This window comes from Peribacillus sp. TE19612 (assembly GCF_056279465.1).
In genome coordinates this window covers 226400-249354 of sequence record NZ_JBWCCL010000007.1, presented here as the reverse complement: position 1 = coordinate 249354, position 22955 = coordinate 226400, and the positions used below count along the sequence as shown (strand labels likewise).

The 22955-nt window shown below is 40.2% G+C and carries 20 protein-coding genes, 1 pseudogene and 1 riboswitch; of the genes and pseudogenes, 3 read left to right on the top strand and 18 right to left on the bottom strand.

Features of this window, described 5'->3' with window-relative positions; all coding sequences use genetic code 11:
* Nucleotides 1-12: 12 nt before the first annotated feature.
* The 10 genes from ACZ9AO_RS14705 to pdxS all read right to left on the bottom strand — a co-directional run bounded on the left by ACZ9AO_RS14705 (nt 13) and on the right by pdxS (nt 8909).
* Nucleotides 13-1638: a nitrite/sulfite reductase gene (locus ACZ9AO_RS14705; RefSeq protein ID WP_251539871.1), complete on the bottom strand. Its 1626-nt coding sequence runs from the start codon at nt 1636-1638 to the stop codon at nt 13-15.
* A 16-nt stretch (nt 1639-1654) separates the two neighbouring features.
* Nucleotides 1655-2254 carry an adenylyl-sulfate kinase gene (gene cysC, locus ACZ9AO_RS14700; RefSeq protein ID WP_048680807.1) on the bottom strand — a complete coding sequence of 200 codons (600 nt, stop codon included), beginning with the start codon at nt 2252-2254 and terminating at the stop codon, nt 1655-1657.
* Nucleotides 2255-2297: 43 nt separating this feature from the next.
* Entirely contained in the window at nt 2298-3446 is a 1149-nt protein-coding gene (gene sat, locus ACZ9AO_RS14695; RefSeq protein WP_251539872.1) for a sulfate adenylyltransferase, read from the bottom strand.
* A 29-nt stretch (nt 3447-3475) separates the two neighbouring features.
* Complete coding sequence (locus ACZ9AO_RS14690) at nt 3476-4192, bottom strand: phosphoadenylyl-sulfate reductase (RefSeq protein WP_048680799.1); 717 nt, start codon at nt 4190-4192, stop codon at nt 3476-3478.
* A 168-nt stretch (nt 4193-4360) separates the two neighbouring features.
* Nucleotides 4361-4504, bottom strand: a complete 144-nt coding sequence (locus ACZ9AO_RS14685; protein ID WP_072273036.1) for a YezD family protein — start codon at nt 4502-4504, stop codon at nt 4361-4363.
* Between the two features lie 156 nt (nt 4505-4660).
* Nucleotides 4661-4769, bottom strand: a riboswitch (SAM riboswitch).
* Nucleotides 4770-5049: 280 nt separating this feature from the next.
* Nucleotides 5050-5583 carry an NADPH-dependent FMN reductase gene (gene ssuE / locus ACZ9AO_RS14680; protein WP_048680796.1) on the bottom strand — a complete coding sequence of 178 codons (534 nt, stop codon included), beginning with the start codon at nt 5581-5583 and terminating at the stop codon, nt 5050-5052.
* Between the two features lie 186 nt (nt 5584-5769).
* Nucleotides 5770-6357 (bottom strand): TetR/AcrR family transcriptional regulator, encoded by a 588-nt coding sequence (locus ACZ9AO_RS14675; protein ID WP_251539873.1) that lies wholly within the window; start codon nt 6355-6357, stop codon nt 5770-5772.
* A 173-nt stretch (nt 6358-6530) separates the two neighbouring features.
* The gene (locus ACZ9AO_RS14670; protein ID WP_476109332.1) at nt 6531-7277 is read right to left on the bottom strand and encodes an SDR family NAD(P)-dependent oxidoreductase; all 747 of its coding nucleotides are present in this window, start codon (nt 7275-7277) and stop codon (nt 6531-6533) included.
* Nucleotides 7278-7420: 143 nt separating this feature from the next.
* Nucleotides 7421-8017, bottom strand: coding sequence for a pyridoxal 5'-phosphate synthase glutaminase subunit PdxT (gene pdxT, locus ACZ9AO_RS14665; protein WP_048680918.1), 597 nt, complete (start codon nt 8015-8017; stop codon nt 7421-7423).
* Nucleotides 8018-8021: 4 nt separating this feature from the next.
* On the bottom strand, nt 8022-8909 hold the full coding sequence (pdxS, locus tag ACZ9AO_RS14660; protein WP_034306956.1) for a pyridoxal 5'-phosphate synthase lyase subunit PdxS: 888 nt from the start codon (nt 8907-8909) through the stop codon (nt 8022-8024).
* Nucleotides 8910-9044: 135 nt separating this feature from the next.
* Here pdxS and pdxR point away from each other — a divergent pair, with 135 nt between their 5' ends.
* The 3 genes and pseudogenes from pdxR (at nt 9045) to ACZ9AO_RS14645 (ending at nt 11053) form a co-directional block, all read left to right on the top strand.
* Nucleotides 9045-10439: a MocR-like pyridoxine biosynthesis transcription factor PdxR gene (pdxR, locus tag ACZ9AO_RS14655; RefSeq protein ID WP_251539875.1), complete on the top strand. Its 1395-nt coding sequence runs from the start codon at nt 9045-9047 to the stop codon at nt 10437-10439.
* Nucleotides 10440-10698: 259 nt separating this feature from the next.
* Nucleotides 10699-10883, top strand: a pseudogene (locus ACZ9AO_RS14650) (IS5/IS1182 family transposase); the annotation flags it as partial.
* Nucleotides 10884-10915: 32 nt separating this feature from the next.
* A complete protein-coding gene (locus tag ACZ9AO_RS14645) occupies nt 10916-11053 on the top strand; it encodes a hypothetical protein (protein ID WP_476109331.1) in 138 nt (45 codons plus the stop codon).
* A gap of 240 nt (nt 11054-11293) precedes the next feature.
* Here the strand turns inward: ACZ9AO_RS14645 and ACZ9AO_RS14640 are convergent, their stop codons facing one another.
* The 8 genes from ACZ9AO_RS14640 to ACZ9AO_RS14605 all read right to left on the bottom strand — a co-directional run bounded on the left by ACZ9AO_RS14640 (nt 11294) and on the right by ACZ9AO_RS14605 (nt 22879).
* Nucleotides 11294-12625 (bottom strand): D-serine ammonia-lyase, encoded by a 1332-nt coding sequence (locus ACZ9AO_RS14640; RefSeq protein ID WP_406593954.1) that lies wholly within the window; start codon nt 12623-12625, stop codon nt 11294-11296.
* 101 nt (nt 12626-12726) lie between these two features.
* Complete coding sequence (gene pabB, locus ACZ9AO_RS14635; RefSeq protein WP_476109330.1) at nt 12727-14475, bottom strand: aminodeoxychorismate synthase component I; 1749 nt, start codon at nt 14473-14475, stop codon at nt 12727-12729.
* A 92-nt stretch (nt 14476-14567) separates the two neighbouring features.
* A complete protein-coding gene (locus ACZ9AO_RS14630) occupies nt 14568-15590 on the bottom strand; it encodes an LLM class flavin-dependent oxidoreductase (RefSeq protein WP_476109329.1) in 1023 nt (340 codons plus the stop codon).
* A gap of 93 nt (nt 15591-15683) precedes the next feature.
* Nucleotides 15684-16682, bottom strand: coding sequence for an LLM class flavin-dependent oxidoreductase (locus tag ACZ9AO_RS14625; protein WP_476109328.1), 999 nt, complete (start codon nt 16680-16682; stop codon nt 15684-15686).
* Between the two features lie 270 nt (nt 16683-16952).
* Complete coding sequence (locus ACZ9AO_RS14620; RefSeq protein ID WP_476109327.1) at nt 16953-19199, bottom strand: AAA domain-containing protein; 2247 nt, start codon at nt 19197-19199, stop codon at nt 16953-16955.
* Between the two features lie 232 nt (nt 19200-19431).
* A complete protein-coding gene (gene pepF / locus ACZ9AO_RS14615) occupies nt 19432-21228 on the bottom strand; it encodes an oligoendopeptidase F (RefSeq protein ID WP_251540198.1) in 1797 nt (598 codons plus the stop codon).
* A gap of 117 nt (nt 21229-21345) precedes the next feature.
* Nucleotides 21346-21972, bottom strand: a complete 627-nt coding sequence (locus ACZ9AO_RS14610; RefSeq protein WP_251539881.1) for an FMN-dependent NADH-azoreductase — start codon at nt 21970-21972, stop codon at nt 21346-21348.
* Nucleotides 21973-22144: 172 nt separating this feature from the next.
* Nucleotides 22145-22879, bottom strand: a complete 735-nt coding sequence (locus ACZ9AO_RS14605; RefSeq protein ID WP_251540199.1) for a YqcI/YcgG family protein — start codon at nt 22877-22879, stop codon at nt 22145-22147.
* Between the last annotated feature and the right edge of the window lie 76 nt (nt 22880-22955).

Below are 22955 nucleotides of genomic sequence, written 5' to 3'. Positions count from 1 at the left end.
TACCTTCCCCTACTAAACGGCCACTTCCGCTAATATATCATCAAGTTTACTTTGTAATTCGTCTACCCCTACCCTTTCCACAAAATCGAGAAAGGTTTCGGATAGTAGTTTTGTTTCTTTGAAAAATAGGATCATTTCTTTCAGAACATGATGGAGCTTTTCAGCTTCCACTTTTCCTTTAAGCTTTTCATTGAACTTCCCGCCCTCATTCAGCGTTCCACCAACGTATATCTCAAAAGCCTCGACCATCTTTTTATCCTGGTTTTTCATTTTTATGCCTTGCAGCCCTATTTCGGCGATGGCTCTTTGACCGCAATTATTCGGACAGCCGACCATATGCATCCTTACAGGTACATCGAGATCTATTTCCTTGTCCAGTGCTTCAGAAATGGTCCTCATTCGGTTTTTCGTTTCAACGAGAGCCAAGTTGCAATACTCGATGCCTGTACAAGAAACGGAATACCCAATGAATTTCTTTGGTTGATATGGAAATCTTTCGAAGATGGATTCCTGCTTTAATTCCTCAAGTTTTGCATCCGGCACATTGGGAATGATTAGATTTTGAGAATTACAGTTGCGGATTTCACCATTTCCATATTTTTTTGCAAGTTCGGCAAACTCGATCACTTCGTCTGGGTTTAGACGACCAACTGGTATATTGACGCCAACATAGTTCAGACCATCTTGCTTTTGTTTATGGATGCCGTAGAAATACCCTGCATTCCATCCCTTCACCGCACTTTCTCCCTTTTCAGGAAGCGGACCGGTGTATTCCAGCAATTTTTCCTTGAATTGTTCAGGACCCCAGTCAGCGACAAGGAATTTCAAACGTGAGCGATGTCGCTTTTCACGGTACCCAAAGTCACGGAATATCGTCGTGATGGCGGCAGCCACTTCCACAGTTTTTTCAGGTAAAATGAATAAGTCAAGCTCTTCTGCCAGCATCGGAACGGAGGATAGGCCCCCGCCTACTTTAACATGAAAACCGACTTCCGTTACTCCATCAATTACTTTAGTGGCTGGATTGAATGAAACACAGTTGATTTCAGCATTTGAAGCATTATGGATATTGGCACTTATGGACATTTTATATTTCCTCGGAAGGTTCGAATAGTCCTCGTTAAGGCGGAAATATTCAAATACATCATAAAGTACATCGCGTGTATCAAAAAGTTCATCAGGATCGATACCTGCCAATGCATTACCGATGATATTACGGGTTATATCACCACAAGCACCAGCCGTAGTCATTCCAACCTTTTCCAAACGATTCAAAATATCCGGGACCTGTTCGATGGTCAGCCAGTGGAATTGAATGGCTTGACGGGTTGTAATGTCATATACGTCCCTCCCGTAATCTTTTGCGATGTTAGCTAGAGTTATTTGTTGATCATAAGTCAGGATACCTCCGGGAATAACGACTCGCATCATCCAATAACCAGCTTCTTTTGGCCGTTGCAGGTATAGACCTGCCCACTTGAACATATCCCATTTCTCTTTAGGGATGGAATCAAACCCATTTGCTGCATAATGCGGAATATCATCAAATATCTTCAAGCCGTCTTTTTCCAATTTCCAGATTTCCGTTTTATTTTTAGCGATTAGTGGATTTTCCGACCAAAATTTCTCGTAAACCATTACATTTCCTCCTTGATTAGATCGCTTTCTTTGCTGTCAAATAGCCGATTACCTGTTCAACGCACTCTTCAATGCTGTATTGGTCGGATTCTAAAATGATTTCCGGTTGTTCAGGTTCTTCGTATGGAGAGTCGATTCCGGTAAAATCTTTAATGATGCCTTTACGGGCCTTGTCATAAAGCCCTTTTGGATCACGCACTTCGCACTCTTCGATCGGACACTTTATGTATACTTCAATAAACTCCCCTTCTTCGAGTAAATCACGTACAATCTGCCGATCTGCCCTGAAAGGTGATATGAAAGCGGTCAATACGAACTGCCCACTATCCACGAATAACTTGGAAACCTCACCAATCCGCCTAATATTCTCGGTTCTATCTTCTTCAGAAAAACCTAAATCTTTATTTAAGCCATGACGGATATTATCACCATCCAAAACATAACTTCGAATATTCCGATTGTATAACTCTTTAGCGACCGCGTTTGCAATCGTTGATTTTCCGGAACCCGATAGTCCTGTAAACCATAGAACCGTGCTTTCATGGCCGTTCTGCTTCCGTCGGTGCTCCTTGGTCAATGACGTCTCATGCCATGTGACATTCGTACTTTTACTCATTTGATAATCCCCCTCTTCATGTGAACCTTCCATTTATGTCCAATCAGTTATAAACTTCATTTTTTTTTAGACCTTCGATCAACACCTCGATGACTTCCTTACGGCTAAAGGTAGCTGGAGGAATTTCTCCATTACGCAACATTTCCCTTACCTTCGTTCCAGACAGGATGACATGGTCTTCCTTGCCATGCGGACAAGTTTTAGCGGAAGCCATATTGCCACATGCTTTACAGTAAAAACTATGTTCAAAGAATAATAGCGTGATCCCTAACTCATCTGCATTGAAATTCCCAAAGATTTTTTGAGCATCGTATGTGCCATAATAATCGCCCACACCCGCATGATCACGTCCGACGATAAAATGGGTACAACCATAATTTTTACGGACCATCGCATGGAAAATGGCTTCTCTAGGTCCTGCATAACGCATGGCAGCAGGGAAAACTGCAAGGGAGACGCGATCCTTAGGATAATATTTATCAAGCAGCACTTTATAGCTTTCCATTCTTACATCTGCCGGAATGTCATCTGATTTAGTGGCACCGACTAGAGGATTTAAGAATAAACCGTCGACGATTTCCAATGCTGTCTTTTGAATATATTCATGTGCACGGTGAACAGGGTTCCTCGTTTGGAAACCGACAACCGTTTCCCATCCTTTTTCAGCGAAAGCCTTCCTTGTCTCGACTGGGTCCAAATAATGAGCTTGAAATAGCGGACGCTCTATTCTCTTGATCAACTTTATTTCCCCGCCGACATATACATCCCCGCGGTTATATAAATTTTTCACTCCAGGATGCTTCTCATCATCTGTTTGATATACCAATGTCGCTTCCAATTGCTTATCTGGAGTGTAAATATCGGAAACGGAGAGAACCCCGTAAGTTTCACCTTCATGGGTTAATGTTACTTCTTCACCTATAGTAAGGCTTTCTGCAGTTTCTTCGGTCAAAGGCAGCGTAATCGGGATGCTCCATACATGTCCGCTGCTAAGCCTCATATCCTTTACCACTGTCTCATAGTCACTTTTTGTAAAGAATCCTTTAATCGGGCTGTAGGCACCAGTGCCTATCAATTCAAGATCGCTTAAAGCAATTTCATCGATTTCGATTGACTTCGTAATTTTACTAAAATCATATTTTGGTTCCCAAAGATCGATTAATGTTCCTCCGTGCGGTAAACTGATTGTCATGCTAATTTCCCCCTATGGTTTCTATTTATTTAAGATAAATGCAATCCGCATTCCGTTTTTTGAGCTCCTTGCCAACGGCCTGAGCGTAAATCATCTGCATTGAAGGCAGGTGCAGTACACGTTTTACATCCAATGCTCGGATATCCATTATCATGCAGGACATTATATGGAAGTCCATTTTTGTGGGCATAGCGCCAAACATCTTTCCATGTCCAATGTATGAGTGGGCATATTTTAACAGATTTGAACTTATTATCCTTATTGATATACTCGGTCTTAGCCCTAGTTTCGGATTGCTCCCTCCGCAGTCCCGAAAGCCAGGCTGTTGCCGATGAAAGCACATCTGTAAGCGGAACGATTTTACGGATGTTACAGCACTTATTGGAATCACTAAGCCATAATTCATCGCCATATTCCGCCGCTTGTTCCTCAAGCGTCAAGTCAGGTTTCTTCATTTCGATCAAAAGCTTCGGATATCGCTTCTTCACTTCCTCGATCAATTGGTAAGTTTCCTCAAAATGAACATCTGTATCAAGGAAAACTATTTTAGCCGAAGGATTGACCTTCGCCAATAAATCCGTAAGCACGATGCCTTCAATACCAAAACTGCAAGCATAAATCAGTTTGTCTCCATAATGGTCATTCGCCCATTGCAGAACTTCCAAAGCACCTTTTGTCTCACTGTCTGCAGGAAATACAGGGAAGTCCCCTGTATTGAAATTTTCATAGTTTATTAATGCAGCCAACTTTGTAGCCCCCTCTAAAAACTTGCTGTATTAGGTTAGAGTAACTGTTGATCAATTCCCGTTGTAATATTCCCGGGTTATTTAAATCTAGGAAAAAGAGACGAATCTAACCAATACTCTCTTTATATCAGTTAAACCCGCCTCTAGTTTTTCTAGTCAGCAGATACCTTATTTAATTCTTAGTTTTTCATTTCTTTCCATTTGAATGATTTTACCATCCTGGACAATAAGTGTAATGGATCCATATTTCATTGAATTAAGCATTTCTTGAAGTCGTTCAAAAATTTCTTCAAGCTGATTCTCTTTATCCAAACCAGTTCCTCCTTTAAGAAAATCCGCGAATATTTTATTTTAAATTTCTTAGATTTATATAATTCCATACAACCTTACATTATTATGGTCTGCCTAAAATTTTCACAAAAAACAAAAATCTTTCCATGATGGAAAGATCGCAAGGTAAATATCTTTACCTTATCTTCCAAAATGATCAACATTTTGTTGGAGGTAGCACCTTGCATCCATCATGCAGGTTGCTGGACTTCAAAGGGCCAATTCCCTCCGTCGCTCTGGATAAGTTTTATTATTTTAAATATTAACATATATTTAATCCTTGTCAATGGAGTTTTCTTATAAAATAACTTGGTTTAATATTATGGATGAACTGTTATTTTTATACACACTATTCAATTTATGATTTTATGTTCATATAAATGCGAAAATAGACTCGTCTTTTTAGATAAAGTCTCCAAAAAAATGAGTCTATTTTCATTATTAGGCCTATTATTGACGCGTGTTATTCTAAAAAAAATTTCTAGGGTTCCAGTCTTTTTATGGAAGGAATTAATTTATTGAAGTCATTAATTTCTTAACTGTATCGCTTCTACAAATTCTTGAACCTGACTCTGGACGCGATCAATTAAATGCAAATCATTGATCGGGTTTTCTGGATTCTGTTTATCTATTTCCTTATCAACAAAATAAATCCCCTGCAGCGGCTCGCCTTTTAATATTGAAATTAATGGTTTAAGCGCATAGTCAATCGCCAATAGATGCCTGTTACTTCCACCAATCATGATTGGCAGCACCGGCTTACCCTTAAAAGCACCTTCTGGCAGCAAATCAATCAATGCTTTCAATACACCTGTATAAGAAGCCTTATAAACCGGTGAACCTATAATGACTCCTCTGGCTGCTTGAATTCTCTCTGAAAGCTTTGAGATATCCTCGCTATTATATTTCCCTTGGAATAAATCATCTGCTGAGAAATCCGTAATCGAGAAATAAGCTGTAGTAAATCCTGCATTTTCGACTAATGATTGAATATGTTTTAGTGAAATGTCCGTTCTTGATGGAATAGCCGGACTTCCTGATAAAATTACGATATCGCTCATTGATACCCTCCAATGTTACAAGATTTCCAGATATAATTTTCTTAAAGCATTTCGTGAAGTATACATTTATCGTAATTGTCTGAAAAATATAAGTCAAATCTTACACTCTAGACATCTACTCTGAATGAAAAAAGAAACGGTCATATTTACGGCTTGATGCTCATGCCCTTAAATATGACCGTTTCATTATGTATGATTTTGTTTCCCATGAATACCATATACCAAAAGTTGAGCAATGCTCTTAATTCGTTCAGAAGTAAAATATGGCTCCTTTTTTTGTTGATGGATCTCATAATGTGTAGATAAAGCCAATGTGAAAGAAATGATCCCTACATTAAATAAAATAATATCAGAGATATATTGTATCTCTCCGCTATCTATTCTCTTCTGTATTTCAATATGCCTGGCATTTGGTTTGAAAATCTGATCTACATATTGCTTTGAAATATCTTGATCGAATTGTGTTTCCCTAAATAATATCGAAAACTGTTCTTTATTTTCAAGAATTTTTTTTATCATGGTAGTAACATGATTCTCCACTAGATCATCCGTGGATAGATGGCTAGTCCCATCTTCAGATTCCTCTTTTTCATTAGGGGTAATTGTAGCCAAAAGCAAATCTTTTTTGCTGTCAAAGTATTTGTAAATAGTAGCTTCGGAAACATTGCATGCAGAGGCAATTTCATTCGTTCTTGTCATGTCAAAACCTTTAGTGGCAAAAAGACTCCGGGCTACATTTATGATTCGTTCTTTGGTTTGCTGCCCTTTTTTCAAAAATATCAACCTTCTTTTATAAAGATAAGACCGGTTTCACCCATCTATTTCCCATGATATATCGCTGGTATCTATCGGTCAATATTACCTTTGATCTATTAGAATTCAATATTCCCATATATCATAAATAGAAAACATCGTCTGGTTGGGACGATGTTTTCTATTTATGAAAATCACTTAAAAGATGCATAGCCATCATCGACCATGACTACACTTCCATTGATCGCATCCGCTTCCTCTAACGATAATAGATAGACGGCATTTGCAATGGCTTCTGGCTTAATCAATTCACCGCGCATTTGACTTGCATTCAATTTATCAATGATTCCCATGTCTTTATAACCTTGTATGATAGGAGTGTCAACCCCGCCAGGCGCAATGCCCACAACGCGAATGCCATAAGCACCCAATTCCAAAGCTGCTGTCTGTGTCATCATTCTTACAGCGCCTTTAGTCGCCTGATAGGCAAAAGTCCCATGGGAAGCTAAGTAGCCAAATACAGAAGCGGTATTTATAATGACTCCCTTGTTAGCCAGTTCCTTCATTTTCCGTCCTGCTGCCATGATTCCAAAGGCCACTCCGTGCTGGTTCACTCCAATCGTTTTGTAGTAACCTTCCATATCTTGGTCTATGATCATACCGCCCGCACCAATGCCGGCATTATTAAACATGATATCGAGCCTTCCGTATGTTTCCACTGCTTTATTGATTAACGATTCAACATCTTCCTGCTTAGAAACATCCGTTTTAACATAAATGGCCACTCCACCATTAGCTGTTATCTGATCAACGGTTTCCCGGCCCATTTCTTCATTAAAATCCGCAACAACGACCTTGTCCCCTTTTGCTGCGAATTTCAGGCATGTGGCTCGGCCTATACCGCTTGCTCCCCCTGTAATAACTGCAACTCTTGCTGTCATATACATTCCCCTTTCAACTAAGTAAGTGAACACTTACTTTTATTATAAAAGTTAAGAATAGTAAATTCAAGCAATATGTATTTTTATAGAGTTTTGAGCTTTCAAAAGTAAAGCTGTCCTATTAATAGGACAGCTTCATTTGATTAGCAGGTTTTCAATTCGGCCTTACTTACGGATGTCTTCACCATTTCAATGAAAAGCTGCATAAAACGATCATCACCTGTTAATTCTGGATGAAACGCACTAACGAGGACATGGTCTTGTCTCGCAGCCACTACATTCTCTTCATAAACAGCCAATACTTCTACACCTTCTCCAATTCCATCAGCAAATGGCGCCCGGATGAAAACTGCCTTATAAGGGGTTTCCATTCCTTTGATTGAAAGTTCAGCCTCGAAACTATCCTTTTGACGTCCAAATCCGTTCCTTTTCACGGAAATGTCCATTAGTCCAAGATAGGCCTTCTCATCGCCAGTCAATTCATTTGCCGCCAATACCATCCCAGCACATGTACCAAAAATTGGTTTTTTATCTTCGAAGAAAGTTTTAACCGGTTCCATAAATCCATAACGATCCATTAGCTTCCTCATCGTCGTGCTTTCTCCGCCTGGAATGATCAAGCCATCGATTTCCTGCAACTGCTCCGGTTTTTTTACTATAATTGCTTGTTCGCCGGCAGCTTTGATTTGGTTCAAGTGTTCTTCAACCGCTCCCTGTAATCCCAAAACACCGATCGTTATCATATTACCATCCACGTTCCTGCATCCGTTCTGCCGGAGCTAGTTTGGAAATATCAATGCCTTTCATTGCACTGCCCAATTCTTTTGACAACTTGCCAATCAATTCATAATCGGTGAAATATGTAGTCGCTTGAACGATTGCGGATGCGAATTTTTCTGGAGTTTCAGATTTAAAAATACCAGACCCAACGAAAACGCCATCTGCTCCCAATTCCATCATCAATGCAGCATCTGCTGGAGTGGCAATTCCGCCGGCTGCAAAGTTAACTACAGGCAATTTACCTGTGCGTTTGATTTCTCTTAAAATTTCAAAAGGGGCTCCAAGATTTTTTGCCTCTGTCATTAATTCATCATCACTCATGATGCTCACTTTGCGAATTTGTGACTGTACCTTTCTCATATGACGCACAGCTTCCACAATATTACCAGTTCCTGGTTCTCCTTTTGTACGAAGCATGGATGCTCCTTCACCAATACGGCGCGCTGCTTCGCCTAAATCACGGCAGCCACAAACGAAAGGTACTGTGAAATCACTTTTTAGAATATGGTATTCTTCATCCGCAGGAGTCAGCACTTCACTTTCATCGATATAATCCACTCCCATGGATTCCAGGACCCTTGATTCAACGATATGGCCAATCCTTGCTTTAGCCATGACCGGGATTGACACTGCATTCATTACTTCCTCGACAATTCGCGGATCTGCCATTCTTGCTACGCCGCCAGCCGCACGGATGTCGGAAGGAACCCTTTCCAATGCCATGACAGCGACCGCACCGGATGCTTCTGCGATTTTTGCTTGTTCTGCGTTAATGACGTCCATGATTACGCCACCCTTTTGCATTTGTGCCATTCCTCTTTTTACTGTGTCAGTTCCTAATAATTTTTCCATTTTTTTCTTCCCCCTAATATTTGCATTTTTTAGATTTGTTAGGCTTAGTATAAAAAAGAGTTGACCGCATTGAAAGTGTCAGTTTTAATAAATTTAATGGGGTCAGTGAATTTTTTTCAAAAAGGTGGCAACAAAATGAATATGCTTTCTTGTGATTTAAATCGGTTAAGTGAAGTACCTTTGTACGAACAATTATATTCATATATTAAAAAAGAAATTATTGATGGCCGTCTTCTTTACGGCACAAAACTGCCTTCCAAACGGAAATTGGCAGAGTTCCTTCAAATAAGTCAAAATACTGTCGAGACTGCATATGAACAATTGACTGCTGAAGGATACGTTGAAGTCATACCAAGAAAAGGGTACTATATTCAAACATTCGAGGATTTAGAGTATACACAAACTAACCAAGTATCCTTGGAACAAAGCAATCATAAAGAAGGGGAATTGCTATATCATTTTCATCCCAGCCAAATTGACACGGAACATTTCCCATTTGAAAAATGGAGAAAATACATGAAAAGCAAAATCGATGAATCACATCAAGATCTTCTTTTACTTGGGGATTCTCAAGGGGAATATGAATTACGATGTGAAATTGCCCATTATTTGTATCATGCACGTGGTGTACAATGTGTTCCAGAACAGATCATCATTGGTGCAGGAATGGAAATTTTATTACAGCAGCTTGTCCTTCTATTCGATAAAAATGCCATCTATGGTGTTGAAGATCCTGGGTATCACTTGATTCATCGGATTTTACGCAGCTACCCAAATGAAGTCCATCCACTGCAAATTGATGAAGAAGGCGTAAAGGTGAACCAAATTGAAGATTCAAAGATCGACGTTGTGTATGTCACTCCCTCACATCACTTCCCCAATGGGACGATCCTATCCGTTAACAGACGGACGCGATTGTTGAACTGGGCTCAAGGGGCAGCAAACCGCTATATTATCGAAGACGATTATGATAGTGAATTTCGTTATAGTGGAAAAACAATTCCTTCCTTACAGAGTATGGATGCTGGTGATAAGGTGATTTATTTAGGGTCATTTTCCAAATCATTGATGCCATCAATTCGGATCAGTTATATGGTTCTTCCCGCTCCATTGTTACAAATGCACCAACAGGAATTGTCTTTTTACCATTCAACCGTTTCTCGGATTGATCAGCATGTGTTGACACAGTTCATGAAGGAAGGTGATTTCGAAAAGCATTTGAATCGCATGAGGAAAGTGTACCGTCGGAAGTTGGATAAAGTGATCGATCTATTTAAACCACATCAACAAATACAAATCATTGGAGAGCGGTCAGGTTTGCATATCGTCCTCATCGTCAAGAACGGCATGGATGAACAGACACTTATTCAAAAGGCAAACGAAGACCATATTAAAATTTATGGACTATCGACATATTCAATCGAGAAAATTGACGAACATCCTCCAAAAATTATATTGGGCTTTGCAGGGATTCCTGAATCCGAATTGGAAAAAGCCATTCACCTTTTATTGAACTCATGGGGGTTATAAATAAAAGGAAGTTCACTGTCGTGAACTTCACAGACTGTAGACAAACTTTCGATTAAAATCGAGTTTGTCTACAGTTTTTTAGCTTGTACATATTGAACGTTGATTTCCACTTCAGGCACTCGCTTTCCGCGGGCGGTCGGGGAGCCTCCTCGGCTTTCGACTGCGGGGTCTCCCCTAGACGCGCTTTTAGTAGTGACACGACATTTCTGACAAGCATATCGTGGAAGATGCAGATCATTAGCGTCATTATTAAGATGTAAAACCTATATATGCCAAACATAAAAAAACGATTGAGCGTGTATTCGTAGATGCAAAAGAAAAGCATGGTATGCGTAGGGCTGCTTTAAGCCGATGCAAGCGATGCTTATTTCTGCCATTAATTTAAAGAATATGGCCAATTGGACATGGTTAGGTCCAAAAGTGGCTTTACATAGTGGTTTGTAGAGCCCCAATTTCTTAACTTAGGAGATATTTCAATGGAAATGCCAAAAGGAGTTCGGAATGGGCTCATCCTGATTCCCTCTCACGATTGTATCGGGATGATTACCATGATTTTAATGACTTTCTTTGTGATGAAATTTGCATTGAATGTCATGAGCCAAGACCCCGCTTGATGCTCGCGGTGAGGGTTTTTGGCAGGCCGTCGACCTAAAGGGAACGGAATCATCATCCGGACCGCAAAGTGTATGCTCCGGGGTCCGAATAATGTCTTGACGGTCAAATAAAGCGCGATTGGACGAAAAACGGTTTTGGCTGAAAACAACTGAAAGGTTTTTCAAAAATAAAAAATGCAGGCAAACTCAATTTTCTACGAGTTTGCCTGCAATCTGAGAATTTCACTCTTGTGGATTTTTTTAACTTTTAGATAAATACAGTTCCATCATATCTTTTGGTACCATGCTCCCACCGGTCGCCCAGATGACATGTGTCGACTGGTTCATTTTATCCATCAGTTTTTGATCCATAAGATATTCCCTTCCTTCTGGAGCTGACAAAAGTTGTATCGGACCAAATGCTCCTGCTAGGGCAGATGGCTCTAAATAATGGCCTTCCGTCTCTGCCATTTCCTTGAGCAATTCGAATAACCTTCTATCCTCTATGGTATAGCTGCCGCTTAACATGGTCGTCATCATACTGGAAACCAATGCTGAAGGCCTTCCTACTGCAAGACCATCCGCTTCCGTCTTATTATCGATACCAAAGTCCTGAACCGAAACTTTGTCATGAAGGCCTGTCATCAATCCTAGCATCATGCATGGTGAATGTGTCGGCTCTGCAAAAAAACAATGTACATCATCTTCAAAGGCTAACTTGAGCCCATATGTTATGCCGCCGGGCCCGCCGCCGACTCCGCATGGTAAGTACACAAACAAAGGGTGATCTTCATCTACTGTAATGGACATATCCTTTAATTGTTTCTTCAGGCGTGTTGCAGCCGTCGCATAACCTAGCAGCAGATCCATGGAATTTTCATCATCAATAAAGTGGCAATCGGGATCAAGTGATGCTTCTTTACGGCCTTCTTCTACAGCTTTACTATAATCATCATCATATTCCTTTACAATGACACCCAGACTTGTTAATTTATCCTTTTTCCACTGTTTGGCATCTGCAGACATATGGACCGTTACTTTAAATCCCAGCTTAGCGCTTATTATTCCAATACTCATTCCTAAATTGCCGGTTGAACCGACAGCAATCGAATATTTTGAAAAAAGCTCCTTGTATTCATCACTCGCAAGTATCCCATAATTATCAGTCCGCTTTAAACCGCCATGCTTCATTGCTATTTCCTCAGCACGTTTTAAGACCTCATAAATACCTCCGCGTGCCTTGATTGAACCTGATATAGGTAAATGACTGTCACATTTCAGCAAAAGTTTTCCCGCAATTTTAGTTCCATAGGATTTTTCCAAGTTTTTTTGCATGAAAGGAATCTCGACTAGGGGTGATTCAATGATCCCCTCCATTGGTTCGGTTTCTGGAAATGCTTTAATTATATAGTTGGCAAATCTATTCAATCTTTCTTCAGCCGATTTAACTTGTTCAGCTTGGACGATTGGACTTTCTTGTTTGTTACCGTAATGCGGATTCGTCCAGAAGACTTCATTCATCTTCATCACATTATTAAGTATAGGATCTTTCGCTTTCCATGCGTTAATCGATAAACCTGCGATTTTATGCATCTCCACAGCAGTCCCTTCCGGAAATGTAGTATTCATCATCTACTATAACTCAACAAACTGCAATAAAGATTACAATTTTCACTTTTTTACGAATTATCAGCTTAGAATGTTAAATTCACTTTTATTTTCCCTCGCACACTATTAATGAACCAAATTTCCTCAGCATTATTGAGGTCTGCCTTTGAAATGTTTTTTACCTTGATTTCCTTCTTCCTGATCAATTCTTGACGAAATGTTCCAGCAAGCAGACCTGCTTCCACCGGAGGGGTATAGAGGTTACCATTTATCTTCACCACTACATTTCCGTTCGTGAATTCGGTGATGAATCCTTCTTTATTCCAAAGCAGAACATCCTGGAAGTCGGGATTATTCATTTGAAAGCCTTCATAGACATCACGATTGGTGGTCTTATGAAATAGAAATGGATTTGCACTTGATATTGGAGCTTCAGCCAGTATGGCCGTGAATTCTGGACCAAGGGGCTTGATTGCTTGTCCCAAGACTTCAATTTCACCATTTTCATGTAGTAGTACTCTTACTTTTTGCAACGTCCCATGATTTATTTCCGCATACTTTTGGAGTTGATCTCTAAGATACAATTCAGAGAACCGATAATCGAAGTACTCAGCGGATTGTTTCATCCGGTCGATATGATCATTCAACAAATAATATTCGCCATCGCTGAGCTTTATCGATTCCAATAGTTTGTAAGCAGGCCTTTCCACCGTCAATAATTTGGCTTTTAAAAAGGCTTCGTCATATTCTTCCGATAACTCGGAATCCCAAGTGATCCCCCCGCCAACCCCATACTCGGCTTTCCCTGTTTCCTTTTCGATCACGACCGTACGAATCGGCACATTAAAAACGGCTTCGGATTCAGGAGTGATAAACCCGATGGCACCGCAATAAACTTCACGTGGTGAATTCTCGATATCAGCGATGATCTCCATCGTTTTAATTTTAGGTGCCCCTGTTATCGATCCACAAGGAAAAAGAGCCTTGAATATATCAATGATTGTTGTTCCTGAATTCGTATCAGCCGTAATCGTGGATGTCATTTGCCAAACGGTCGGATATTTTTCAATTGCCTTAAGCTGTGGAACCTTGACGCTTCCTGGTTCTGCAATCATTCCCAAATCATTTCTGAGCAGGTCTACAATCATGTAGTTTTCAGCTTGATTCTTTTCCGAGGCTGCTAACCAGTCTGCATTAAGCTGATCCATTTTCAGTGTCGTTCCCCGCTTTACAGTTCCCTTCATTGGCCGAGTAATCAGCTGACCATCTTCCCAACGGAAAAACAACTCGGGTGAAGCCGATAGGATTCTATGAGTCCCCACATTCAAATATGCACTATAGTTCGAGCGTTGGGCTCTCTTCAAACGATCAAAGAAAGCTAAGTCATCTCCTTCGAACTTGGATTGCAAACGCATCGTGTAATTGACTTGATACGTATTGCCTTTCTCGATTTCCGATTTTATCCTTTGAAACCCGGAATGATAGTTATGTGAATCCGTTTCTGATTGCCATTCAGCTAAATTAAAAGCCCCTGTCATTTTTTCAGGTAATTCTTCTTCCGGTTTATCAAAAATCCCGAACCATAATAATGGCATTTTGGCTCCATCTTTTACTTTAAAGGATTTTTCAAAAGCAGGTGCCGCTTCATAGGAAACGTATCCCGCTGCATAATGCCCCTCTTCTATCGCTTCCTGGACTTTTTGGAATTGGGGAATGACATCCTCAATTGAATGGGCGGTGAACACTTTTTTCGGGTTCGTAAAATATAGAGGCCTGCTGTCACCTTGTTTATCTGTGAAATGAAATATTAAGGATAAAGGATCTTCTCGTTTCATTCTTTTCTCCTAACTTTGTTTATGAAGCCAATCGGTATGTATTTTATAAAAAAGCTTGCAGACACGGAATCTGCAAGCTCATTCTTTGACACTTATTTCATTCCAGTAACCTCTGCAATGATTTCATAAGAACGAAGGCGTGCAGCCTGATCATAAATGGCAGAGTTTATAATCATTTCATCCGCCTGTGTTTCATTTAAAAATGCCTGCAACTGCTCTTTTACCTCTTTTGGATTACCTATAATGGAAGCGTTCAGCTGCTTCATGACAATGGCTTCTTCATATTCTGTCCAAAGGCCTTCCATCGTATCAACAGGAGGAGCTAGTTGACCGGGTGTGTTCCGTATCAAATTCAAGAACTGCTGTTGATAAGATGTAGCAATCCTTTGCGCTTCTTCCGTAGTATCGGCTGCAAAAACATTGATACCAACCATGACATAAGGTTTATCTAGAACGTCGGATGGTTGGAAATTATTGCGATAACGGGCTAAAGCTGGTTGAGTATTTTCAGGGGAAAAATGGCTTGCAAATGAAAATGGCAATCCCAGCTGAGCTGATAATGCTGCACTGAAGCCGCTTGAACCAAGCAGCCAAATCGGAATGTCCTGTCCTTCTCCAGGGATGGCGCGAACACGATTATGTTTAGAATCCGCATCTAAATAACTGCGGAGCTGCGCCAATTGTTCAGGAAAATCCTGACCGTTATTACGTACATCACCCCGGAGAGCCATGGCTGTATATTGGTCGCTTCCCGGAGCACGCCCCAGCCCTAAATCTATTCTACCAGGATACATTGCTTCCAATGTACCAAATTGTTCTGCGATAACGAGCGGTGCATGATTCGGCAGCATTATGCCACCAGAACCGACGCGAATTCTTTCCGTATTTCCTGCCACATAGCCTATAAGCACTGACGTTGCAGAGCTTGCAATCCCAGGCATGCTATGGTGTTCTGCAACCCAGAAACGGTTATAATTCCATTGCTCCACATGCTTGGCTAAATCTACTGTATTTTTAAAAGCTCCCGAAACTGTACCACCTTCAACGATTGAAGCCAGGTCCAGAACGGAAAAAGAAATGTCGCTAAGTTTTTTTGCATGTTGATCAGCATTCATATCTTCATCTTCTTTCTTTCAATTATGATAAAATGGACGCAAAGCCATCATATAGAAAATACACAAAAAATGCACATAAAATGCTTAAGGGGATTAACTGTTAAGGATTTCCCTGGCAATCAATCGAAACGAATTAAGCCGATCCTCCAACTTATGAGTGATGGTTATCAGCATGATTTCATCTGCCTGATATTTCTCCTGAATCGTCAATAGGCGATCCTTAACTTGTGAAGGGGTACCAAAAATCAGTTTTTTATGCATGGTTTCCATCTGTGTTTTTTCTTTTTCAGTCCATTCATGATTCCTTACCTCTTCTATACTTGGAATCTGCTTTCTTTCCCCATGTCCACTTTGAATTTTCCATAGGATGCTGCTGAGGGCGATTTCTTTCGCATATTCTTCCGTTTCAGCACAAATGGCCGATACCGTAATAATCGTTTTAGGTGCTTTGAGTAACCCTTTTGTTTGAAAGTGCTCACGGTACTGTTTAAAACTCTGCACGCCATCATTTTCGCTCATGAATTCACCAAACGCGTATGCAGTTCCATTCTCAGCGGCAAGTTTTGCACTTTTCCCGCTTGTTCCCAATATCCATGGTTCAGGGGATACCATTGGGATAGGAGCAGCAGAGACATTTGAAAACGGATGTTCCTTCGGAAATTCATCTCTTAGAAAATTCAACAGTTCTTGAACAAGTTCGGGCATTTTGTATACATTCTGAAGGAAATTATCGGATAAGGCCATCGTTGCTTCGGCAGATCCACCAGGAGCACGTCCCATTCCTATATCAATCCGGCCTGGAAAAAGTGTGGCTAGCATATTATATGTCTCTGCTATTCGGTATGGCTTATAATGTGGAAGCAGCACTGCCCCTGATCCAATCCGGATATTTTTTGTTTGTGCACCAATATAGCTTATCAAAACCTCTGGAACGGAACAGGCCAAGCCAGGCAGATCATGATGTTCAGTTAACCAGATTCTGCTATAACCAAGTCTATCTCCTTCTTGTGCAAGTTGAAGTGAAGCCTGCAAAGCTTCTTGTGCTGATTGTCCGGATGCAATCGGGGATTGATCCAATATGCTCAATTTCAATTTGTTACCTCCTTTCTTGGCTCTCGTAACTTAATCGTAAATCATAATCAGCCGAAAGTCGCCTGAAACGCTTGCTTTGTTAGTTTAGTTTGCAGCCTTTAGCAAAAAATATGAGGAGTTGAATCCAAATTGGGGAGTATAAGTAAATAGTATATTCTAGCGAGGTGTTTGGTTTAATACATCAAGGGTGTAAGTGGCTCACTTATTCTACCGAGGTCTATTTAGGGATATATGTAAAAAAGAAAAGCCCTTTTAAGGGGCTTTCCAAAGCTATTCACTTTTTTTGAATTGGGATAGTAATTCATCCGCCATTATTTCCGAATCCAGACGAGCCGCTATATATGGGGGGTGAACCCGATTATTGGACTCTACGGGCAAACCTAGCCAGATAACTCGATGATCAAAGATGATAAAGGAAAAGGAAATAGGGGAACAAATAAAATGATCCGAGTTGATATCAGGATTTCTTTTTGCTGATATGATCGTCAATTTCACTGCAGGGTTCCGTCTCATTAAATATTGCTGCCATTCTTCTGACAAACTGTTCAAATCCGGTACAGCGATAACCATGTCATGTTTTGTTGATTCAATATCTTCCTGAAAGTCCCCCAATTTACGGGCATGCATCCATCGTAATTTCGGGTGCTGGTGGTTAACCCATTTTCCAATGTCTTTCTTTGATACAATCTGATCATTTTGAATTTGGTGATCGACAAGCTGACGGAGTGTTTTACTGCGATAAACGTGTTTGTTAACAAACGAAGTGTCACATACATGTACGAACTTACCCTTAGTCCTTGTTATGGCCACGTTAATCAGCCTTTCACTTTCTCTCCCTGTCAATAACATTCCAGCCCTGTTTTGTGGATAACTATCTACTGTGTCAAAGATCATCATCTCACGTTCACTTCCCTGGAAACGATGTACAGTTGCAGCGATGATATCCGCAGTTTGCCGTTCTTTTTCATATAAGTCATCCAAAAGTTTTTCCATCAATTCTGCCTGAGCCCGATATGGTGCGACATAACCAATTGACCTTGAACCGCCCACATAAGCTTCATGAATCAACTGAAAAGATAAAAGCAATTGCCATAAATTCATTCTCGAGTGGGATGTCCGTTCAGTGATGCAATATTCCCCCGCTAAGCTAGTATCAAGAAGTGCCGCTGCCCTATTGGCAAACGGTTCCGCCAGCATTATGTCCTCCCTGCTAGTCGCAACACTTTTATGATCGCCAACAAAATTGTTATAGACGACACGATTAGTGAATGCCGAAATATCCGGATGCATGCGGCGCTGTTCCTTTAATAGGAATAAATGGGGATGGAGTTCTCCTTCTTCAACAGACTGGGCGACACCGGCACGATGAAATATGTCTTCCTTCAGCCAAAGTTTCACGAGGGAATCACGAGCCGAAGCAATGGGCGGCAATTGTTTGAAATCACCACAAACGATAATATGCTTGGCTAACGCTGCAGCAAAAGCCACCTGAGGAACGTAAGCCATACTCGCTTCATCCAAGATGACCAGATCATACTCCTTTTGATAAACCGTTTCGTCATTTGCGGCTTTAGCTAAGGTCGTCCCGATTACTTTTGCTTCTTTTACGAATTGAATCTCTTTTTGGCGGATTTTCTCCAAGACTTTGGCCAGCTTTTTCTCTATCTCAATTAACTGATCTGTATCCCTTTTACTGAAGGATCCTGCCAAGTCATATTTTAAAAGACGTTTCTCTTCGCCAAGTTCTTCTTTTTCTTTTATTAATGTCGGTTCATGTTTACCTAATAATTGCCCCGTAACAATATCATCATGGATAGCTAGTGATTCACCGATTTGAGATCCATAGCGAAGCACATCGCCTTCCTTGAAACGATCTTTCTTTTTAATGAATGATGAAATTTCAGCCATCAAAACATCGACAGCCTGGTTGCTATGGGACAAAACCAGAACTTTTTTAGCTTGTAAATAATGATTGGCTACTGTACGAGCCAAAGTATATGTTTTTCCTGTTCCAGGCGGTCCCCAAACATAAGTGACAGGATTGAACTTCGAGCGGGCATATAATTCTTTCACACTGCTTTGTTTTTCAGTTAAAGGATGTTTTTGCGGCATGGACGGATCCATCAGGCGCTTGATTCGAAGCCTTTTCCTTTTACTTCTCTTGCTTTCATCCAAGCGGATGATCAATTGCTCCAGCAATTCCCAGGGATCATGGAATAAAAAGGCTTCACCGATGATATCGCCTAACGAGCGATCAAAAACAATGATTATACTTTTCCCTTCCGATGAGAGGATCCTTCCATCCTGTTTAATCCCTCCCCATTCAAGTCGAACGAGGGAACCGACAGGGATTTTTACCGATGAACCTGTTTCAAAATAATAGTTGAAGGAACCGTCGCTTGTAAGCAGATGGCCGTTCGAAACCAAGTATTTTGTGCTGCCATATTTTTTCAAATGCAGGATTTCAAGTTGAAGTGCCTGCTGCCATTCTTTTATATAATTAACTGTCGAATTCATTTTCCACTTTCCTCACAAAATATGCCATTGTAGTACGAAGAAACTGGCCCATTGGCTAGGCTCCGATGTTGAAAATAACGCTGTCATCATGACTTTTTTCGCGAATTACCTGTTTCTTTTGCATATGAAATAAGGCCCAATCTATTGATTGGGCCTTTCATACGCCAATGTTTTAACTATAGCATCTTTTATAACATCATACCATGGGCTCTTTTGGAAGAAATGGTTTAGATTAGCCTTCAGTCAACTCACTGAATTGGTCGACAAGATCACTGAAAATCTTCATTGCATTTTCGATCGGATCAGGTTTCGTTAAATCTACGCCTGTTTTCTTAAGCAGCTCCAATGGGAAATCGGAACTGCCGCTTTTCAAGAAAGTCAAATAACTTTCAAGTGTTTTTTTGTCCCCAGAAAGGATCTTATCAGCGATCGTAATGGCTGAAACGTAACCAGTAGCATATTTGTAGACATAAAACGGACGATAAAAGTGCGGGATGCGTGACCAGCCATACTTCACTTCTTCATCGAAACTTATTTCATCTCCATTATATGCACGAAATATCGATTCATAGGCTGTATTAAAAACCTCGGCATTTAGAGGTTCTTCATTTTCAGCTTTTTCATGTACAATCTTTTCGAACTCCGCAAACATCACTTGTGTGAAGAATGTCCCTTTAAAACTATCTATGAAATGGTTAAGTAAATGTTTTTTCTTTTGTACGTCTTTTGTTGTCTTAATTAAATGGCGAATCAAAAGGATTTCATTCACAGTGGAAGCAACTTCAGCGACAAAAATGGAATACCCAGCACTTATTTGCGGTTGGTATTTTGAACTATAGTATGAATGCATGCCATGTCCAGATTCATGTGCAAGTGTAAATACACTGTCTAAATCATCACGGTGATTTAATAGGATGAAAGGGTGAACACCATAAAGTCCTAAATTGTAAGCACCTGATCGTTTTCCAGGTGTTTCCCTGACGTCGATATATCTGTTTTCCTTAAAGGTTTTAAGGATTGTGATATACTCTTCGCCAAGTGGCTTTAGAGCCTCCACCATCAAAGAAAAACCATCATCGTAAGAAATTTCCTCTTTAGCCCCTTCGACTAATGGTACACTTAAATCATAAGCACGCAATTCTTCTACACCCAGCAATTTTTTTCTTAAATGAATGTATTTATGCATGGGTCCGATATTTTGCTTAGTAGACATAATTAAATTATCATAAACCTCTTTTGGAACCTGATCTCCAAATAAGGATTTTTCCAAGGCAGATGGATAATTTCTCAGCTTTGAAAGATTCACATTATTTTTGATTGCCGTGGCAAGTGTGGAAGCGATTGTATTCTTCAATTGTACATATGGCTGATAATATGCGAAATAAGCCTCTTTTCTTTTATCCCGATCATCATCTTCAATCAATTTGGAATACATTCCTCGCGTCAGCTCTACCCTCTCGCCGTCTTCATTCGTAACTTCCCCAAATTTTATATCCGCATTGTTGATCATTCCGAACGTTTTTTGTGGAGCTGAAAAGGCTTCGCCTATTTGGGAAAGCACCTCTTCCTGTTCTTTCGTTAATACATGGGCTTTATAGCGGAAGGAATCCAGTAAATCCTCTTCAAAATATTTCAAACCCTCGACTTCATTTATGTACCCTTTTAATGTTTGTTCTTCCAGGCTTAGAAGAAACGGCATGAAGAATGCAGAAGCATTACTTATTTTCTGCCCTAACTTACCAGCTCGATCCAGCAATGCTTGTGATGAGGTGACCCGTGTATCCAAATCGGCTTGAAGCATGGCAAATACATATAGCTTGTTATAAATGTACCCAACTTCCTCACTTAACCGTAAATACTCGAATAAATCTTGAGCTGACTGAATATGCCCATCGTAAGTTTTTAATTTTTCTGTCATCTTCAGGACTTCTTGATAATCTTTTTCCCAATTAGTCTGATCTTCGTAAATATCCTTTAAATTCCAAGTTTCTTCTATCTTTATTTCGTCACGTGATTTAAACGTTTGCATATCGTCTGCACTTCCTTTCATGCTTATAGCTTCCCCTTTATTATAATCGACTTTCAGAAAAATCTGCATAGAAAAACCAGTATGCTAAAAATACATACTGGTTTTCCTTTTTAAAAATTAGAATTTTGCTGCAGTTTCAGCAACTTTCGCCAATCCTTCTGCAACGATATCCTGTGAGCGATCTGGGTATTGATTATGTCCCTCGATTACCACCGTTTCTGGGTTTTTAATGCCCCATAAGTTTAAATTTATCGTTACGTATTTCTCAGCCATTTCGCCAGCTTCCATTCCAGGCAATGCATAATCGGATCCGCGTGCATTAAGTAAAGCCACTTTTTTATCTCCAACTAAGCCAACTGGGCCTTCAGCTGTATATTTGAATGTTGTTCCCGCTTGGGCAAGATAAGAAATATAAGTTACCAATGGTGCCGGAACCGTTGCGTTCCATAGCGGGAAGGCAAATACTACTTTATCGGCAGCAAGGAATTGATTCAAGTATTGTTGCACGATATCAGCAATTTCCACTTCTTCTTCAGTCAATTCAAAGCCTTGGTTGCGTTTATATAAGGCAGTGATTGCAGTGTTTCCGTAGTAAGGCAAGTTCAGTTCAAATAAATCCAATTCAGTTATTTCATCGCTACTATTTGCTTCCTTATATGCGTTCAAAAACGTTTCATACATTTTGACACTGATAGCTTGATCCGCTGGGCGGTCATTTGATTTAACAAACAATACTTTAGACATTTTCGTTCCCCCAATTGTTAATGTTGTATGTTTTATAAAAATAGCATTTAATCCATATATCTCGAATTAACTGCAATTGCTACTTTCACATTATAAAACTGAAAATCCAATAAGGCAAGGATTATGTTTTTTATTTTCAAACGCAAAAAAACCGAGAGCAATTTGCTCACGGTTACGTTAATTGTTTATGATGGAAGGGACACTTACCTTTTATCGGTTCTATATCATCCCCTATGAAAAATTGTTTCCATTCATTATGATTTACATCGCCAAAGTGACTGATATCAGGATGCTTCGGGAGATTATCCCATTTCTCCACTCGTTCCCGGACCTTTTCACGCGACATGATTCCGCCTTTTTCCGTTCCTTCCAAGCCTTCAAAGATCATCCGGGGCTGGAATCCAAGGACGAGGCTATTTCCTAAATCGCGAGTTTTACGCTTTTTATAAGCAGGTGCATTACCAAAGACAAAGATTGGTTCCCCGGCAAAATGATAGTCCCATAAATAATGATCCGGATCTTTCGGCTTTTCAATTGGCCAAGGCTTTACATCCGCTTGATGCAGGTATTGCAGGATCTCCCAAAACCTTTTACGGTAAAATTCTATATCACCCTCTATCGATTCAGGCTCCATAAAAACGAAAAGTCCATGCCTTATATATGGTGGTTCCTGAAATAAATCAAGAAAGCTTTCCACTGCTTTTGGGAGATTGGACCAATCTTCCTGTGTGATATAAGCATAACGAAGTTCCCCTTTATTTTCAGCTTTCATACCAAAATAACAAGGAAAGGTTTTATCGGTCACTGTTTCATGGAATGTTTGATATTCCTTGATTAGCCATTGCGGCACTCGATCGGGATTTGTCATATCTTCTTTTGTTAACAAGCTTGAATTCACAGTAAGCATCATTTTTCTCCTTAAATCGTTTTATTATATGTTACCCGCTTTAAATAAACTAAAACTTCTTCGAATTGCAAATCAG